Genomic DNA, 14,434 nt, shown 5'->3' on the forward strand with positions numbered 1-14,434 from the left:
GCTACGGAATATTCCGTCTGGTGGAAAGTACAAATGGGCGGGGATGCGCTCAGGTGGCAGCTGACTTTTCAGGTACGAACCAGGGCGTAAACCTGCTGGGCAATTTCCAGTTCTTCGTCCGTGGGGACCACGGCCACCGCTACTCGCGCGTAATCCGGCGAAATCAGACGCGGTTCGTCGGATCGCACGGAATTGAGATCGGCGTCCACCGCGAATCCCAGCTCCTCCAGACCGTCGATCGCCGCCTCGCGCACCGGCGCCGAGTTCTCGCCGACGCCCGCAGTGAAGGCCACCGCGTCGACCCGGCCGAGAACGGCCGAGTAAGCGCCGATGTACTTCTTGAGGCGGTGGACGTACACGCCGAATGCGAGCTGGGCCGCTCCGTCGCCCGCGAGCGCCCGCCGCACCACCTCCCGCATGTCGTTGTCGCCGCAGAGGCCGACCATGCCGCTCTTCTTGTTGAGCAGTACGTCGATCTCGTCCACGCTCATGCCCGCCACCCGCGACAGGTGGAAGACCACGGCCGGGTCGATGTCCCCGGACCGCGTACCCATCACCAGGCCCTCCAGCGGCGTCAGCCCCATCGAGGTGTCCACGCAGACGCCGCCGCGGACCGCCGAGGCGGAGGCGCCGTTGCCGAGGTGCAGCACGATGACGTTGACGTCCTCGGGCGCCTTGCCGAGCAGCTTCGCCGTCTCCCGGGACACGTAGGCGTGCGAGGTGCCGTGGAAGCCGTAGCGGCGGATGCGGTGCGCGTCGGCGGTCTCGACGTCGATGGCGTAACGGGCCGCGTACTCCGGCATCGTGGTGTGGAAGGCGGTGTCGAAGACGGCGACCTGGGGGAGGTCGGGGCGCAGTGCCTGGGCGGTACGGATGCCGGTGATGTTCGCCGGGTTGTGCAGCGGGGCGACCGGGACCAGGCGCTCGATCTCCGCCAGCACCTCGTCGTCGATCAGCGTCGGCGCGGTGAACTTCAGCCCGCCGTGCACGACCCGGTGGCCGACGGCCGCCAACTCCGGGGAGTCCAGGCCGAGTCCGTCCGTGTCGAGCTCCTCCGAGACCGCCTTCAGGGCCGCCTCGTGGTCGGGGATCGGGCCGCTCGTCTCGCGGTCGCCGTGCTTGACGCGCGAGGTCTCCTCGCCGATCCGCTCGACCAGACCGCTGGCGAGGCGCGAGCCGTCCGCCATGTCGATGAGCTGGTACTTCACCGAGGAGGAGCCCGAGTTGAGTACGAGAATGCGGGTGGGGGCGGTCATGCGGTGACTCCCTCGGTCTGGCTCTGCGCCTGTGCCTGGATCGCGGTGATCGCGACCGTGTTGACGATGTCCTGGACGAGTGCGCCGCGCGAGAGGTCGTTGACCGGCTTGCGCAGCCCCTGAAGGACCGGGCCGACCGCGACCGCGCCGGCCGAGCGCTGCACGGCCTTGTAGGTGTTGTTGCCGGTGTTGAGGTCCGGGAAGATCAGCACGCTGGCCTGCCCGGCGACCTCGGACTCCGGCATCTTGGTGGCCGCGACGGAGGGCTCCACGGCGGCGTCGTACTGGATCGGGCCCTCGATCCGCAGATCCGGCCGGGTGGCGCGCACCAGCTCCGTCGCCTGCCTGACCTTGTCGACGTCCGCGCCCGAACCCGAGGTCCCGGTCGAGTACGAGAGCATCGCGATCCGGGGGTCCACGCCGAACTGGGCCGCGGTGGCCGCCGCCTGGACGGCGATGTCCGCGAGCTGCTCGGCGTTCGGGTCCGGGTTGACCGCGCAGTCCCCGTACACGAGGACCTTGTCGGCCAGGCACATGAAGAACACCGACGAGACGATCGAGGCGTCCGGCTTCGTCTTGATGATCTCGAAGGCGGGGCGGATGGTCGCCGCGGTGGAGTGCACCGCGCCCGAGACCATGCCGTCGGCCAGGCCCTCCTGGACCATCAGCGTGCCGAAGTACGAGACGTCGGCGACGACGTCGAAGGCCAGCTCGACCGTGACGCCCTTGTGGGCGCGGAGCTGGGCGTAGACCTCGGCGAAACGCTGGCGCAGTTCGGAGGTCTGCGGGTCGATGATGTCGGCCGCGGAGAGGTCGATGCCCAGGTCGGCGGCCTTCTTCCGTACGGCGTCGACGTCGCCGAGCAGCGTGATGTCGCAGACGCCGCGGCGCAGCAGGACGTCGGCGGCGCGCAGGACGCGGTCCTCGGCGCCCTCGGGGAGGACGACACGGCGCTTGTCCGCGCGGGCCGTCTCCAGGAGTTCGTGCTCGAACATCATCGGGGTGACGCGGCCGCTGCGGGCCACCGAGAGGCGGCCGAGGAGGTCGGCCGTGTCGACGTACCGCTCGAAGAGACCGAGCGCCGTCTCCGCCTTGCGGGGGGTCGCGGCGTTCAACTTCCCTTCCAGCGCGAAGAGTTCGGCCGCGGTGGGGAAGGAGCCCCCCGAGACCGCGATGACCGGGGTGCCGGGGGCCAGGCGGTCGGCGAGCTTGAGGATCGCCTCGCCGGGGCGTTCGTCCAGGGTGAGGAGGACGCCCGCGATGGGCGGGGTGCCCGCGCTGTGCGCGGCGAGCGAGCCGACGACCAGGTCGGCGCGGTCGCCCGGGGTGACGACGAGGCAGCCGGGGGTCAGGGCGCTGAGGAACTTCGGGAGCATCGCGCCGCCGAAGACGAAGTCCAGCGCGTCACGGGCGAGGCCGGCGTCGTCGCCGAGCAGAACCGTTCCGCCGAGGGCGTGGTTGATCTGCGAGACCGTCGGCGCCGAGAGGGCGGGCTCGTCGGGGAGCACCGCGCAGGGCACCGGCAGACGGGCCTCCAGGCGCTCGGCGATCTCGTCGCGGTCCTCGGGGACGACCCGGTTGACGACCATGGTGAGGACGTCGCAGCCGAGGGCCTCGTACGCGCGGTACGCGTTGCGCGTCTCGGCCCGTACGGACTCCGACGTCTGGCCCTTGCCGCCGACCACGGGGATCACGGAGGCGCCGAACTCGTTCGCCAGGCGTGCGTTGAGCGCCAGCTCGTCGGGGAGCTGGGTGCCGGCGTAGTCCGTACCCAGGACCAGCACCACCTCGTACGCGCGCGCCACCTGGTGGAACCGGTCCACCAGACGCGAGACCAGCTCGTCCGTGCCCTGCTCGGCCTGGATCGTGGACGCCTCGTGATAGTCGAGCCCGTAGACGGTCGAAGGGTCCTGGGCGAGGCGGTAGCGGGCGCGGAGCAGATCGAAGAGGCGGTCCGGGCCGTCGTGCACGAGTGGGCGGAAGACGCCCACCCGGTCCACCTGACGGGTGAGGAGCTCCATGACTCCCAGCTCGATGACCTGTCGGCCGTCTCCCCGGTCGATCCCGGTCACGTACACGCTGCGCGTCACGCGTGCTCTCCGTCCTCGTAGTCCGCGTATATGGGTTTTCGTAAGGATTTAGGTGGGGCAAATGCGCCGTTTAGGGCGGTCATGCCCTGTTGACGATACCCCCGTGCGTGGGTACGTCGCCCGCCGGGAAATGGCGGGACCTACGGCCTGGGAGAAGGGTCCGAAGGCCTTGTGCGCCACGGCTGGGAGCGCGGCGAGCCGTACAAGCGTGGAACAATCGGACACGGCTCACATGTACCAGTAGGAGCAGGAGACACAGCACGATGCGCATCGGAGTTCTCACCGCGGGCGGCGACTGCCCAGGCCTCAACGCCGTCATCCGGTCTGTCGTGCACCGGGCCCTGGTCGGGCACGGGGACGAGGTCATCGGCTTCGAGGACGGTTTCAAGGGGCTGCTCGACGGCCACTACCGCCCCCTCGACCTCAACAACGTGAGCGGCATCCTCGCCCGCGGCGGCACGATCCTCGGCTCGGCCCGACTGGAGCGCGACCGGCTGCGCGAGGCCGCCGAGAACTGCGCCGAGCTGGCGCAGCGCTACGGCATCGACGCCCTCATCCCGATCGGCGGCGAGGGCACGCTCACCGCGGCCCGGATGCTCTCCGACGCGGGGATGCCGGTGGTCGGCGTACCGAAAACCATCGACAACGACATCTCCGGCACGGACCGCACCTTCGGCTTCGACACGGCTGTGGGCGTCGCGACGGAGGCCATCGACCGCCTCAAGACGACCGCCGAGTCGCACCAGCGCGTCATGGTCGTCGAGGTCATGGGGCGCCACGCGGGCTGGATCGCGCTGGAGTCCGGAATGGCGGGCGGCGCGCACGGAATCTGCCTGCCCGAGCGGCCCTTCGAGGTCGACTCGCTGGTGAAGATGGTCGAGGAACGGTTCGCGCGCGGCAAGAAGTTCGCGGTCGTCTGCGTCGCGGAAGGCGCGCGTCCGGCCGAGGGCTCGATGCCGTACGAGAAGGGCGCCGTCGACCAGTTCGGCCACGAGCGCTTCACCGGGATCGGGACGCGGCTGGCCATAGAGCTGGAGACCCGCCTGGGCAAGGAAGCGCGACCCGTCATCCTGGGCCACGTCCAGCGCGGCGGCACTCCGACGGCGTACGACCGCGTGCTCGCGACGCGCTTCGGCTGGCACGCGGTGGAGGCGGCGCACCGCCAGGACTTCGGGAACATGACGGCACTGCGCGGGACCGACATCGTGATGGTGCCGCTCGCGGACGCGGTGACGGAGCTGAAGACCGTGCCCGAGGAGCGGATGTACGAGGCCGAGTCGGTCTTCTGACATCTGGCTTCCGGCGCGTGACACGCGGGACCTAGGTCCCCTCTTGTACGACTGAGCGGCCCTGATCGTCTCCCCCGAGGACGATCCGGGCCGCTCATGCGTTCCCCGGGAAAAGTCTTGAGCCCGCGGCCCGGATCTACAAGGCTGACCCTTGTCCCGGACATGTCCCAATCCTGTCCGGGGGAGGGGGGAGTCACAGGTGAGAGCACCGGATCCGCAGGACACGAGCAGTCCCGCCGAGTTCATTGCCCTGCTGGCGGCACTGCGGGAGTGGTCGGGGCTGACCTACCGCGAGCTGACGGCACGCGCGGACGCGCAGGGCGACGTACTGCCGCGCTCCACGGTCGCCAACATGCTGGCGCGCGGGACGCTGCCGCGGGAGGACCTCGTGGCGGCGTACGTACGGGCCTGCGGGTGCGGGCCCGGCGAGGTGGACGCGTGGCTGGCGGTACGGAAGGAGCTGGCGGTACGGGGGCGGCGGGAGCCCGCGGATACGGCGGACGCAGAGGTTCCGGCGGAGCCCGACCCGGCCGCCCCGCCCGTACGGCGCCGCCCGCGCCGGGGGCTGCTGGCGGCGGGGGCGGCGGTGGTCGCGCTGGCGGTGGCCGGGGTTGTGGTGGTGCTGATGGCGCAGGGCTCGGACGACCGTACGGAACCGAATGAGGCTCCGAAGGCGCAACCGAAAGTCGCCGCGCCCGCCTCCGGCCCCGTCCATCTCAAGCTGCTCCACTCCGGCCTCTGCCTCTCCGAGAAGCTGGGCCAGCAGAGCGGCCGGATCTACCAGACGGCCTGCACCAGGACGACGCTCCCGGCGTACTCCCTCGAACGCCTTCCCGGGGACACCTGGCGGATCGCGACCGACCACCCCGACTACGGCCCCGGTTGCACGGGCGTGCGCGACGGCTCGACCGCGGTCGCCGCGACCCTGGAGGACCGCGACTGCGGGAAGCGGGGGCCGGCGGAGGCCTTCCGGATCGAGGCCTTCGGAACGCCGGTGCAGGGGTACCGGGTGCGGCCCGTGCACACGGATCTGTGTCTGGGCGTACGGGACGGATCGCGCCAACGCTGGGCGGAGGTCACGCAGTTGAGCTGCACCGGCGACGCGAAGGGCCAGCTCTTCAGCTTCGTACGGTCTTGATCAGCCAGTCCTGATCAGCGCGGCGGGTCCTCGCCCACCAGCCCGTCCACCGACTCCCGGAGGAGATCCGCATGGCCGACATGGCGTGCTTTACCGGCGGGGCTTGCCGCGCTTCGCGCTTTTCGCACCCTTGGGGTTCTTGCCCGCAGCCTTCTTCGGCGCGGGCTTCCTCGCGGGCTTCTCGGCACGCTTGGCCTTCGGCTGCGGCTGCGCGGCGGGCGCTCCCCGCCCCCGCGAGCTGTTGACCGTACGGCCGCGGACGATCCCGATGAACTCCTCCACCAGGTCCGTCGTCTCCTCCTCCCGCCACGCCAGCGCGATGCGCGACGCGGGGACGTCCTCGCCGGCCACCGTCCGGTACGTGAGGTCCTTGCGGTGGTGCAGACGCGCGAGCGACTGCGGTACGAGGAGAACCCCTACCCCCGCCGCCACCAGCTCGATCGCGTCGGCCGTCGTGGCAGGGCGCTCCTTGGCGGGCGTGCCGGGCAGCTGCGCCTGCTCCCAGTCGAGGACGTCGTCGAGGGGATGCAGCACGATCTCGCCGGCCAGGTCGCCCGTGGACACTTCCTCTCCCTCCTCGGCGGCCGCGACGGCGTGGTCCTTGGGGATCACGACGACGGTCGTCTCGGTGTAGAGGGGGATGGCGCTCAGATCCGTACGGTCGATCGGCAGCCGTACGAAACCGGCATCGGCGCCCAGCTCGCGGAGCAGGCCGGGGGCCTCGGCGGGGGTGACCTGGGACAGGGTGAGGGGGACGTCGGCCAGCCGCTCGTTCCAGATCCGGACCCATTTGGTGGGGGTCACTCCGGGCACGTAAGCGAGCCGGAACGAGGGAGAGGGAGATGCTTCCGAGCCTGTCACCTGGCCAGGCTACCGGCCGGGGCCCGCGATCATGGTCAGCGGTCGCGCACGCGATCGATACCCTGGAACCATGACGTCGCACCAGAGCACCCAGACCATGAAGCCCGCCACGGCGGCCAAGAAGCTGGGTGTGTACCTCGAGGCCACCCCCGCAGAATTCCAGGAGGGTGTCGTCTCGCGCAGCGAGCTGAACACGCTGCAGACCGACCCGCCCCAGTGGCTGCAGGACCTCCGCGCCAACGGCCCGCACCCCCGCCCGGTGGTCGCGGCGAAGCTCGGCATCTCGATCTCGGGCCTCGCCCGCGGCGGAGTCACCGACGCGCTGACCACGGAGCAGATCGAGGCGCTGAAGACGGAGTCCCCGGAGTGGCTCCAGAAGGAGCGCGAGACGCAGGCCGAGGTCCGCAAGGAGACGGTCCGCATCAAGGAGATGCAGGCGGAGAAGGCGGCGAAGCGCGCGGACCGGGACGACGAGGACCGCTGACCGGCCGAGGAGCCGACGCGGCCGCAGTCGGGCGGGGCCTGACGGGGCCGCCGTGCACCGTCAGGTGTCCAAGTAGGCAACCCTGGCGAGTGCTTGGCCGAGGACTCCGGAGAGCTGGCTGATTCCCTCGGCGGTCGGCAGGCCGGACTGCCAGGGGTCGACCGACAGCCAGCCGTGCTCCGTCAAGGGCGGTGACGGTTGGCCCGTCCTGAGGTGCGGGGGCAGGGTCGGCAAGCGTACGAGCAGGGTGGACGTTCCCAGGGCGACCGCTGCTGCGATGCCCTCTCGGGCCAGGACCGGGACGCCGTAGGCGATGCGCAGGGCGTGGCGTGAGGCCAGGAGGGCGGCGTTCTGCGGGAGGTTCGGTAAGTCGGGGGGTTGGTGGGAAGCCATGAGCGTGACGCTATGCGTGGGCGCTCAGCCGGTGAAGCCCTTCTCGGCGAGGATCTTGTCGATGCGGGCGCGGTGCGCCGCCTCCCATGCGTTCAGTGACTCGGCCGCCTCCTTGGCCTCCTTCGCCTGGGCGTCCAGGAGTGTCTGCTCCTGGCGGGTGGCGGGGACGACCACGATGCCCTCCTCGTCGGCCACGACGATGTCGCGGGGGTTCACCGTTACGCCGCCGCAGCGGACCGGGACGTTGAGGGGTTCGACCGCGGCCTTGGTGCCGGGGATGGGGATGACGCCCCTGGCGAAGACCGGGAAGCCTGTTTCGCGTACCTCTGCCAGGTCCCGGATCAGACCGTCGACCACGAACGCTGCGATGCCCCGGCGCTGGGCGACGGCGCAGACGTTTCCGCCGGCGAGTGCGTAGTCCAGGTCGCCCGACTCGACGACGATGACCGCGCCGGGCTCCGCGCGGTGGATGGCCGCGTGCAGCATGAGGTTGTCGCCGGGAGCGCACCGCACGGTGAACGCGGGGCCTGCGACGCGCGGGACCGTGGGCCAGAGCGGGCGGATGCCGATGTCCATGACCTGTTCGCGGCCGAGGAGGTCGGCGAGGGTGGTCGGGGAGATGCCCTGGAATCGGGTGGGAGTCGTCATGTTCGTCATCCCATCATGTGCCGGGCCTTCTCCGGCGTGGAGATCTCCTCGGCTGCTGTCCGGTGGTGATGGCACCGGGTTTCGTGGCCGGGTGCGGGTGGGTGGAGGGCCACCTCTACTGTCCGGTGGGGTGCGGGGGCGATCCGCGTCGGCAGGCCGGGTTGCGCGCCGTATCGCGCCTTGGCGCACAGAATCTGGCAAGAAGGAGAGAGGCGTCATGATCCTGCCGAGAGTTCGCGATCCCCGTTTCATCACCATTCGCCGTGGGGGGACGCTCACGGACTCCGATCATCGGCTCCTGGCGCTGTGGGCTGCCGTGTGTGCGGAGCATGTTGTGCATTTCTTTGAGGCGGTGGAGCCGTTGGACCGGCGGCCCCGTGAGGCGATCGAGCAGGTTCGGGCGTGGGTGCGCGGGGAGATTCGGATGTCCGAGTCCCGGGCCGCGGGTGGTCATGCCATGGCTGCGGCGCGGGAGTTGAGCGGGGCCGCACGGCACGCTGCCTACGCCGCCGGCCAGGCGGCGGTGGTCGCGCACGTTGCCGCGCACGAGCTTGGCGCTGCGGCCTATGCGATCAAGGCCGTGCGCGCGGCGGAGGATGAGAGCGCGGGAAGGAGCGAATGCCGGTGGCAGCGCGAACAGCTCCCGGATGCGATTCGTGAACTTGTCCTGGACGACCAGCGGTTGCGGAATGAGATCTGCTGGTCGGTCTTCGAGGGGTGAGTTATTCGGTCCAGGTATCGGGGGTGTTGGTGTAGGTGTGCCCGGTGGGTGCCGTCCAGTGGGTCTGGCCGCTGGTGTCGTCGCGGACGACGGTCCAGCCGCCTCGGTGCTTGAGGCCGTGGTGGCGGCCATCACCACCGGCCTTCGCCGAGGAGATTGCTGCCAGGATCTCGCGGGCCCGCTTTGCGTCTCGTTGGCGTATGGCGTCCATTGCGTCTGCCGCGTGCGGGGTTTCGCCTCGGCGGTGGCGGGTCAGGCGGCGGTGCAGGTTCAGGGGTGGGGTTATCTCGTTCAGGCGGGACAGCGCGTGGGTGAAGGCGGCCGCGTCCTTGTCTCGTAGGGCGTGGAGCGCCTCCGCCGTGCGTTTGCGGGCCACGTCCGTCGTGCGGATCGGGAGGATGCACCAAGACGCCACTATGCCGATCGCCGCCCCCAGCGCTATCTCCGTCAGGCGGGTCGAGAGGAGGGAGAAGTCCGTCTGGCCGTAGTAGCCGTAGAGGAGTGAGAGCGCGGCCGTCACGCCCGCCGCCCAGTAGGCGTAGCTGTACGTGCGGAGCCAGGTGGAGGTGGCAAGTACCGCCAGGAGTACTGCTATTGAGGCGCTGTTGTGCGGGGCGAATGCTCCCGCCAGGGCTGTTGCCGCCACCGTTCCCGCCGCTGCGCCTGCGATGCGCAGTGCGCTCTTGTGGACCACGTCCTCGCGGCCGCGGTTCCCGCTGCACACGATGAAGGTCGTCAGGACCGTCCAGGGCCAGTGGTCGGGGTAGAGGATGCGGCCCAGCGCGAATGCCGTGGCCAGCGCCGCCGCCATCTGGAGCGCCATGCGGGTGCCTGCGCGGGGCGAGGGCGTGGGTTGCGGGTGTTGCGTGGGGGCTGGGGTGGTGAAGTGTGTTCGTACGGCTATGAATTGGGTCAGTGCCACCCACGCGAACGCGATCAGCGCTATCAGTGCCGACCAGCCCGGGGCGGCCGCGTCCGCCGGGGTGATCAGGACCGCCACGAACGCCATCGCGACCAGTGCGCCGTAGCGGCGGTAGCGGACCGACAGGGCCACGCACACCGTGAAGAGCGCGTCTCCCAGTGTGGGGTGTGACGCCATCAGGGTGCCTATGCCGGCCGCGGCCGCCGCTATGAAGGGGAGCGCCAGTGCGTTCGTCGCCTTCTGCGGTCTGCGGGACAGGGATGTCGCCAGGACCACCGCGAGCACCACTTCGGAGGACTTCAGGCCCAGGAGCACCGCCGTGGCGAAGGTGAGGAGCATGGCTGCTGTGCTGGTTGCTGTCGTACGCAGTGCGTAGGAGTTTGGTCGCCCTGGACGCCATTTCATGGTGGGTATCGTAAGTGATAGCTTAGTGAAATGGATAGTGAGAGTCCCGCCCCTACCATCCGTCGCGGTGCCATCCGCCTCGCCCGGCGCCTCCGCGCCGAGCGGCCCGCCGATGCGCTGAGCGTGGGCAAGGTCGGTGTGCTCGGGCATCTCCACCGGCACGGGCCCTCCACGCCCGGCGACATCGCCGCCGCGGAGCATCAGCAGCCGCAGTCCCTCACCCGGATCTTCGCCGAGCTCGAGCGGGACGGGCTGATCGTCCGGTCTCCCAGTGAGCGCGACCGGCGGCGGGTGCTGCTCGAGCTCACCAGGGACGGGCTCGTCGTTCTCGTGGGTGACATGGCTGCGCGTGACGCCTGGCTGGAGGGAGCCATCGCCGGGCTGAGCGAGACCGAGCGTGAAGTGCTGCGGCTGGCCGGGGCGTTGATGGAGCGGATCGCCGAGAGCGCTGGTTAGGCGTGCGGTGTCGCCAGGCCCGTTTCCCACGCCCAGGCCGCTATGCCGACCCTGTTGCGCACCTCCAGCTTGGCCTGGATGTTGGCGATGTGGGTCTTTGCCGTACCCGGTGAGATGAAGAGGTCGGCGCCGATTTCGGCGTTCGTCAGGCCTCGGGCCACCAGGCGGGCGATTTCGCGTTCGCGGTCCGTGAGGGGGTCCTGGCGCAGGCTCCGCTGCGGGGTTTCGGCCAGCTTGCTGAGCAGGCGCACCGTGATCTGCGGGCTGATCAGGGTGTCTCCGGCCATTGCCGCCCGTACGCCCTCGATCAGCAGTCCCGGTCCCGAGCGCTTCAGCAGGAATCCGCATGCGCCGCTGTGCAGGGCCGTGTGGACGTACTCGTCGAGGTCGAAGGTCGTCACCACCACGACCCTGGTGGGGTGTTCGGCCTCGGGGCCCGCGAGGAGGCGGGTCACCTCCAGGCCGTCCATGCGCGGCATCCGGATGTCGGTCAGTACGACGTCGGGGTGGAGCGTGCGGGCCAGGTCGACCGCCGTCGCGCCGTCGGCCGCCTCCCCGATCACCGTCATGTCGGGCTGGGAGTCGAGGATCAGCCGGAAGCCGTGGCGTATGTCCTCTTGGTCGTCGGCGATCAGGATGCGGGTGGTCACCGGATCATGATGCCGTGGGGAGCGTGGCCGTGACCTGCCAACCGTCCTGATCGCGGCCCGCGGTGAGGGTTCCGCCCGCCGCCCGTACGCGTTCGGTGAGGGCCAGGAGGCCCCGCCCGCCGTGGTCGCGGCGGGGGAGCGGGCGAGTGCCGCTGCCGGTGTTGTTGTTGTGAATGCGGAGCTCCACGGCGGTCCGGTCGCCGGAGTGGGTGAGGGTGATCGTTGCCGTGGTGGCCGCCGGGGCGTGGCGGCGGATGTTCGTCAGTGCTTCCACGGTGATGCGGTGGGCTGTTGCCGCTGCCTCGCGGGAGAGCGACTCGGGGACACCGGGGGCTATGTCGAGGGTGGTTGTGATGGGGCTCGAAGTGTTGAAGTCCCTTACCAGGGCGGTGAGTTCGCTGAGGCTGGGGAGCGCGTCGCGCGCGTGGGCGGCGTCCGGGTGGAGCATGCGTACCGTACGGTCGATCGACTCCAGGGCGGCCAGGCCCGCGCGCTCGATCCGCTCCAGGGCGGCTGCCGCGGCCGCCGGGTCCGTGGCGGCCACATAGCGGGCTGCTTGGGCCTGGACCACGATGCCGGTGATGTCGTGGGCGACGAAGTCGTGGAGGTCGTGGGCCAGTTCGAGCTGCTGGGCCAGGCGGGCCTCGTGCACGGCGCGGTGCCTGCGGGTCTCCGTCAGGCGCGGGTAGCCGCCCATGGTCGCCGCGACGAGCGCGGGCACCAGCCAGAAGCCGGCCAGGCCCGCACGCTCCACCATCGACGCGGACGGCAGGAGCGGCAGCGTCCAGAGGGCCACGGCGGCCCCGGCGACGAGGGCGGGTACGAGGGGGCGCCGTGCGTGGCGGACCGTGGCGGCCAGCAGGGCCAGCAGGACGACCACCGAGACCGCGAGCGTGAGCGACTCGCCCTCCGTCAGGAACGAGCCGGCCGTCACCAGGACTCCGGCGGCCGCCGTCACGGGGCCGATCGCGGTGACGTAACGCTCCTTGATCCTCATGGAGTTGAGCCTATGCGGGTGCGGCGGACGGGGATCTCTGCCGATCGGCAGAGGTGCGGCGGGCAGGGCGGTGAAGGTCTGCCGATCGGCCGATGGTGGGGGTCCGGGGGTTCGACGGAGGCTGAGGGCACACGGACTGAGGAGACAGAGATGGTTGTGCAGAGCGTACGGAAGTTCATGGTCGGGGCCGCCGCACTGGCGGCCGTCGGGAGCACGCTGCTGGGGGCGGGCGGCAGCGCCCTGGCGGCTGCACCGCAGGGTGCAGTGGACGCGGTGGCCGCCGCGCCGAAGGAGGCTCATGTGTCCGGCGACGCCTGGGTCAGATTCGGAGCCGATCCGGACAACCCGATGCGGCGGTTCATCTTCGATGCGTACGGGGCGCCGTACCGGGTGGTCGACGGGAAGGTGGTCTTCACCCGCCTCGGGCACGGAACCGTGCGGTATTTCCACCCCAAGAGTCCCGGCAGCAAGGACGGTTGGTGGGGGACCGTCAAGGTCGACTACGTGATGACGGGCGGGCCCGTGGCCGTCGTGTCGGGAACGATCGTCGACGGGCCCGAACCCGTGGGCACGCGGAAGTCGTTCAGCGTCTACTCCGACCCCCGGGGTCACCGGTACGACCGGATGGGCTTCTCCTGGGGCGTCGTCGATGCGCGCTGCACCCAGAACGACGCGGCTCCCGCCCCGTTCAACTCCTATGTGTCGGGCAGGGGTTACACCGTCCGGCATGTCGAGCTGCCGGATCCCCGGGGTGCGGCCGTGGAGCCGCCGCCGATGCCCGGTTGCCCGCCCGAGAACAACACCCCCTAGCCGGCGGCGGGCCAGTCGCCGCGGCCGGCGAGATCCAGCACCAGGGCGGCGATGTTCCACGCATCGTCGTCGCCCCGGTGGTGGCGGCCCTCCAGCGGGAGGCCGGCCGCGGTGAGCGCCTGCGCCATTCCCGGGCGACGGCGCAGGCCGTAGGAGGCGGTGAAGGGGATCTTCGCGTTGGTGTGGCGGCCGGTGAAGGGGTACTCCGTGCCCGTGCTCCGGCACTGGCGTGTGAACTGGTTGCGGTCGTAGTCGCCCCAACTGGCCCAGGGAAGCTGGTGTGTTCGGTGTTCTGTCGCGAGTCTTCTGCAGGCTTCCGTGAAGGTCACGCCGCCGTCCACCTCGGCCTGCGTGAGGCTTGTCAGTTCCGTACAGAACGGGCTCACCTTCGAGCGGGCCGGACGTACCAGCAGGCGGTGCTTGGCGAGGCGTTCGCCCGCGCGCAGGTCGACCACGGTGAGGCCGATCTCGATGATCTCGCTGACCTCGCCGGGTGGCGGGACTCCCTCCCAGCAGGTCGCTTCTACGTCGACCACGTTGAGGAGGTGCTCGTCAGCGTTCATGAGGTGTAAGCGTAGGAACGCGGTGCTGCTGGGCATACCGATTTACTACGCCCGCGTCAGCTCCCAGAAGCGTGGCACGATCCCGTCCAGGAACGCCCGGCCCCCGTCACCCGCCGCCGGCGACGTCTGGCCCCAGCTCAGTGTCTGCACCATCTGCGCCTGGTAGTCGGAGTGGAGCTGTTCCAGTACGTCCTCGAGGTGCTGGCGCGGGAGCGCGAGGAGCTTGGCCGTCGGGCGTACGTAGGCCTGCCAGCGCGTGGTGACCGCGTTGCGCAGCAGGTCCGCCAGTTCGTCGTCCCGGCCCGTCGCCGTCAGGAACGTGGCGGGGGTCAGGCCGAGCGTCTCGGCCAGTGCCGTCGACTGGCGTTCGTTGCCGCGCCAGCGGCCCGACTCCTCCATGCGCAGATACGCGGAGACGTCCATGCCGATCCGGCGCGCGAGGTCCTCCGGGGCGAGGCCCTGCGCCAGGCGGTGTTCGCGCAGGGTCGTCGCGGAGATCAGCAGGTCGCCCAGTGAGCACCACAACACCCCTGCCAGCGCGGTCAGTTCGCGTGAAGTGGGCGAGAGCAGGCCTCGTTCCCAGGCCGCCACCGTGTCCGGGGTGACCTGGAGTCCGTACTGGGCGCGCAGGCCGTAGGCGACGTGACCGGGGGCCATGCCCAGCGCCTCGCGCAGGCGGCGCGCGGCGGGGGCGTCGAAGGGTGGGCTCTCGTGTTGCACGGGCACACCGTAGGGGTGGGAGTGGGGGTGC

General features: G+C 70.5%; 16 protein-coding genes. 6 read left to right on the forward strand and 10 right to left on the reverse strand.

Annotation, left to right across the window (positions count from 1 at the left end):
* Positions 1–68: 68 nt before the first annotated feature.
* Together OG707_RS27745 and pta are read right to left on the reverse strand one after the other, a co-directional pair.
* Positions 69–1,256, reverse strand: a complete 1,188-nt coding sequence (locus OG707_RS27745; protein WP_329122970.1) for an acetate kinase — start codon at positions 1,254–1,256, stop codon at positions 69–71.
* Positions 1,253–3,346 (reverse strand): phosphate acetyltransferase, encoded by a 2,094-nt coding sequence (pta, locus tag OG707_RS27750; RefSeq protein WP_329122972.1) that lies wholly within the window; start codon positions 3,344–3,346, stop codon positions 1,253–1,255. The genes OG707_RS27745 and pta overlap by 4 nt, the downstream gene beginning before the upstream one ends.
* A 263-nt stretch (positions 3,347–3,609) precedes the next feature.
* Here pta and OG707_RS27755 point away from each other — a divergent pair, with 263 nt between their 5' ends.
* Both OG707_RS27755 and OG707_RS27760 read left to right on the forward strand, forming a co-directional pair.
* Positions 3,610–4,635: an ATP-dependent 6-phosphofructokinase gene (locus tag OG707_RS27755; RefSeq protein WP_329122973.1), complete on the forward strand. Its 1,026-nt coding sequence runs from the start codon at positions 3,610–3,612 to the stop codon at positions 4,633–4,635.
* Between the two features lie 199 nt (positions 4,636–4,834).
* Entirely contained in the window at positions 4,835–5,773 is a 939-nt protein-coding gene (locus tag OG707_RS27760; RefSeq protein ID WP_329122974.1) for a helix-turn-helix transcriptional regulator, read from the forward strand.
* Positions 5,774–5,863: 90 nt separating this feature from the next.
* Here OG707_RS27760 and OG707_RS27765 read toward each other — a convergent pair whose 3' ends face one another.
* Positions 5,864–6,634 carry a LysR family substrate-binding domain-containing protein gene (locus OG707_RS27765; RefSeq protein WP_329122975.1) on the reverse strand — a complete coding sequence of 257 codons (771 nt, stop codon included), beginning with the start codon at positions 6,632–6,634 and terminating at the stop codon, positions 5,864–5,866.
* Positions 6,635–6,704: 70 nt separating this feature from the next.
* Between OG707_RS27765 and OG707_RS27770 the strand changes: the two genes are divergently transcribed.
* Complete coding sequence (locus tag OG707_RS27770) at positions 6,705–7,118, forward strand: DUF5997 family protein (RefSeq protein WP_329122976.1); 414 nt, start codon at positions 6,705–6,707, stop codon at positions 7,116–7,118.
* 60 nt (positions 7,119–7,178) lie between these two features.
* Here the strand turns inward: OG707_RS27770 and OG707_RS27775 are convergent, their stop codons facing one another.
* On the reverse strand, positions 7,179–7,511 hold the full coding sequence (locus tag OG707_RS27775; RefSeq protein ID WP_329122979.1) for a hypothetical protein: 333 nt from the start codon (positions 7,509–7,511) through the stop codon (positions 7,179–7,181).
* Between the two features lie 24 nt (positions 7,512–7,535).
* Positions 7,536–8,159, reverse strand: coding sequence for an RraA family protein (locus OG707_RS27780; RefSeq protein ID WP_329122981.1), 624 nt, complete (start codon positions 8,157–8,159; stop codon positions 7,536–7,538).
* A gap of 217 nt (positions 8,160–8,376) precedes the next feature.
* Between OG707_RS27780 and OG707_RS27785 the strand changes: the two genes are divergently transcribed.
* Positions 8,377–8,880 carry a putative immunity protein gene (locus OG707_RS27785; protein ID WP_329122982.1) on the forward strand — a complete coding sequence of 168 codons (504 nt, stop codon included), beginning with the start codon at positions 8,377–8,379 and terminating at the stop codon, positions 8,878–8,880.
* 1 nt (position 8,881) lies between these two features.
* Here the strand turns inward: OG707_RS27785 and OG707_RS27790 are convergent, their stop codons facing one another.
* Positions 8,882–10,207 carry an FUSC family protein gene (locus tag OG707_RS27790; RefSeq protein WP_329122984.1) on the reverse strand — a complete coding sequence of 442 codons (1,326 nt, stop codon included), beginning with the start codon at positions 10,205–10,207 and terminating at the stop codon, positions 8,882–8,884.
* A 30-nt stretch (positions 10,208–10,237) separates the two neighbouring features.
* Between OG707_RS27790 and OG707_RS27795 the strand changes: the two genes are divergently transcribed.
* A complete protein-coding gene (locus OG707_RS27795) occupies positions 10,238–10,663 on the forward strand; it encodes a MarR family winged helix-turn-helix transcriptional regulator (RefSeq protein WP_329122986.1) in 426 nt (141 codons plus the stop codon).
* Here OG707_RS27795 and OG707_RS27800 read toward each other — a convergent pair.
* Positions 10,660–11,313, reverse strand: coding sequence for a response regulator transcription factor (locus tag OG707_RS27800; protein WP_329122988.1), 654 nt, complete (start codon positions 11,311–11,313; stop codon positions 10,660–10,662). The two genes, OG707_RS27795 and OG707_RS27800, sit on opposite strands and share 4 nt — an antisense overlap.
* Before the next feature lie 4 nt (positions 11,314–11,317).
* The gene (locus OG707_RS27805; RefSeq protein ID WP_329122991.1) at positions 11,318–12,310 is read right to left on the reverse strand and encodes a sensor histidine kinase; all 993 of its coding nucleotides are present in this window, start codon (positions 12,308–12,310) and stop codon (positions 11,318–11,320) included.
* A gap of 150 nt (positions 12,311–12,460) precedes the next feature.
* Between OG707_RS27805 and OG707_RS27810 the strand changes: the two genes are divergently transcribed.
* A complete protein-coding gene (locus OG707_RS27810) occupies positions 12,461–13,120 on the forward strand; it encodes a hypothetical protein (RefSeq protein WP_329122993.1) in 660 nt (219 codons plus the stop codon).
* Here OG707_RS27810 and OG707_RS27815 read toward each other — a convergent pair.
* On the reverse strand, positions 13,117–13,683 hold the full coding sequence (locus tag OG707_RS27815; RefSeq protein WP_329122995.1) for a 3'-5' exonuclease: 567 nt from the start codon (positions 13,681–13,683) through the stop codon (positions 13,117–13,119). The genes OG707_RS27810 and OG707_RS27815 overlap by 4 nt on opposite strands.
* A gap of 45 nt (positions 13,684–13,728) precedes the next feature.
* A complete protein-coding gene (locus tag OG707_RS27820) occupies positions 13,729–14,409 on the reverse strand; it encodes a helix-turn-helix domain-containing protein (RefSeq protein WP_329122997.1) in 681 nt (226 codons plus the stop codon).
* Positions 14,410–14,434 lie beyond the last annotated feature (25 nt).

Origin of the sequence: Streptomyces sp. NBC_01465 (genome assembly GCF_036227325.1) — a bacterium.
GTDB lineage: Bacteria > Actinomycetota > Actinomycetes > Streptomycetales > Streptomycetaceae > Streptomyces.

Coding starts and splice junctions, on each gene's coding strand:
- OG707_RS27745 (WP_329122970.1), bottom strand. CDS start 1,256: ATGACCGCCCCCACCCGCATTCTCGTACTCAACTCGGGCTCCTCCTCG.
- OG707_RS27755 (WP_329122973.1), top strand. CDS start 3,610: ATGCGCATCGGAGTTCTCACCGCGGGCGGCGACTGCCCAGGCCTCAAC.
- OG707_RS27770 (WP_329122976.1), top strand. CDS start 6,705: ATGACGTCGCACCAGAGCACCCAGACCATGAAGCCCGCCACGGCGGCC.
- OG707_RS27775 (WP_329122979.1), bottom strand. CDS start 7,511: ATGGCTTCCCACCAACCCCCCGACTTACCGAACCTCCCGCAGAACGCC.
- OG707_RS27780 (WP_329122981.1), bottom strand. CDS start 8,159: ATGACGACTCCCACCCGATTCCAGGGCATCTCCCCGACCACCCTCGCC.
- OG707_RS27785 (WP_329122982.1), top strand. CDS start 8,377: ATGATCCTGCCGAGAGTTCGCGATCCCCGTTTCATCACCATTCGCCGT.
- OG707_RS27790 (WP_329122984.1), bottom strand. CDS start 10,207: ATGAAATGGCGTCCAGGGCGACCAAACTCCTACGCACTGCGTACGACA.
- OG707_RS27795 (WP_329122986.1), top strand. CDS start 10,238: ATGGATAGTGAGAGTCCCGCCCCTACCATCCGTCGCGGTGCCATCCGC.
- OG707_RS27805 (WP_329122991.1), bottom strand. CDS start 12,310: ATGAGGATCAAGGAGCGTTACGTCACCGCGATCGGCCCCGTGACGGCG.
- OG707_RS27810 (WP_329122993.1), top strand. CDS start 12,461: ATGGTTGTGCAGAGCGTACGGAAGTTCATGGTCGGGGCCGCCGCACTG.
- OG707_RS27815 (WP_329122995.1), bottom strand. CDS start 13,683: ATGAACGCTGACGAGCACCTCCTCAACGTGGTCGACGTAGAAGCGACC.